At 63.6% G+C, this 1,836-nt stretch carries 2 protein-coding genes; both read left to right on the forward strand.

Features of this window, described 5'->3' with window-relative positions; all coding sequences use genetic code 11:
- Positions 1-1,462: UDP-2,4-diacetamido-2,4,6-trideoxy-beta-L-altropyranose hydrolase (gene pseG, locus ACXRVY_RS26870; RefSeq protein WP_458238716.1), on the forward strand; the 1,462-nt coding region annotated here is incomplete at its 5' end.
- The coding region (locus ACXRVY_RS26875) for an N-acetylneuraminate synthase family protein (RefSeq protein ID WP_458238717.1) at positions 1,455-1,836 on the forward strand (382 nt) is incomplete at its 3' end. The genes pseG and ACXRVY_RS26875, both read left to right, overlap by 8 nt.

The raw sequence follows: 1,836 nt of genomic DNA on the forward strand, positions 1-1,836 counted from the left end.
CGGCCACATCGCGCGTTGCCTGTGCCTGGCCCGCGTGTTGCGCCGGCAGGGCAGTCACGTGGCTTTCGCCTGTCGCCTGTTACCCGGGCATCGAGTGGAGGCACTGCGGGCCGAAGGTTTCGAAACCTTCGCGCTGCCTGAGCGCTACAGCGATGAAGACCCGCAGCAAGCCATCGAATCCATGCTGCCATGGCAGGCGGACGTCGCCGCGCTCGAGCCGTTGCTGGAGCACCAGCCGGCGTTTGACTGGATCATTGTCGACCACTACGGCCTCGATCATCACTGGCAGACGGCCGCGCGGCGCTGGGCGCCACGGATCGCGGTAGTGGATGACCTCGCCACGCGGACCTACAGCGCCGACTTGTTGCTGAACCAGAATCTCTCGGGTACGCCAGAGGCTTATACCTCGCTGCTGACGCCGGGCTGCCGGACATTGTTCGGTCCCCGGTTTGCCATGTTGCGCGACGAGTTCTGTTGCCCGGCCATCGACATCAAACCACAGGCCCGGCGTGTTCTGGTGAACTTCGGTGGGTTCGACGCGGCCATGCAAACCCATCATGCAATGCTGGCGCTGGCGGATTTTGCCGAGCTGGAAGTCGATTTTGTCGCCGGTGCGGATAATCCGGCCTGGGCGCAGATGCAGGCGTTGGCGGCCAGTCGCCCGCATTGGCGCCTGCACAGTTTTGTCAGCGACTTTTATCGATTGATGACCGAAGCTGACCTGTTTGTCGGCGCGGGTGGCGGCACCAGTTGGGAGCGGGCGGCCATGGGGCTGCCGACGATCTGCATTGCCGTATCGAACAACCAGCAGGCCAACGGCGAGGTGATGGCGGCCGCGGGCGCCCATGTGTTCATGGGCGCCCGCGAGCAGGTCAGTGTCGAGCAGTTGCGCCTGGCCATTGGCTTTGTCGCGGGTAATCAGGGTTTGCGCCAGAGCCTGGCACAGCAGTCGCGACAACTTGTCGATGGGCGTGGGGCGCAGCGGGTAGCGGTTGCGCTGGCCGGTGCGGTGCTGAGGATGCGCCCGGCGACCCTGGGTGATGCGCAGTTGTTGTTCGACGGGCGCAACACCGAGGCCGTGCGCCGCTGGTCGCTGGAGACCGGCGTGATCGAATGGCCTGCGCACCAAAACTGGCTGGCCGCGAGCCTGAACAATCCCTGGCGACTGCTGTTGATTGCCGAGGCCGATGACGGTCCGGTCGGTGTGCTGCGTTATGACCTGCGTGGCTTTAGCGCCGAGGTGTCGATTTATCTGTTCGAAGGCCGGTTCGGCCTGGGCTGGGGCAGGGCGCTGCTGGCCCGTGGGGAAACCTTTGTGAAGGCCCTCTGGCCGGAACTTCAGTCGCTCACCGCCCAGGTGTTGCCCGCTAACCAGCCGTCGCTGAACGTCTTTCGCGAAGCCGGTTTTACCCAGAGTGCCTGCGCGTTCACGCGCGTATTGAAGGATCACGCAGATGACTAGCTTCAAGATTGGCGATCGCCTGATCGGTGCCGATGCGCCACCTTTCATCATTGCCGAGATGAGCGGCAATCATAACCAGTCCCTGGACGTGGCGCTGCAAATCGTCGAGGCCGCGGCCAGGGCCGGTGCCCATGCATTGAAGCTGCAGACCTACACCGCCGACACCATGACCCTGGACCTGGCTGAAGGCGAGTTTTTCATCAAGGACCCGAACAGCCTGTGGGCCGGTACTTCGTTGTACGCGTTGTACGAGAAGGCCCACACGCCCTGGGAATGGCATGCGCCGATTTTCGCTCGCGCCAAAGAACTGGGCCTGCTGGCGTTCTCCACGCCATTCGATAAGAGCGCCGTGGACTTTCTCGAAAGCCTCGAGG

It is taken from the genome of Pseudomonas sp. P5_A2_2, assembly GCF_054177685.1.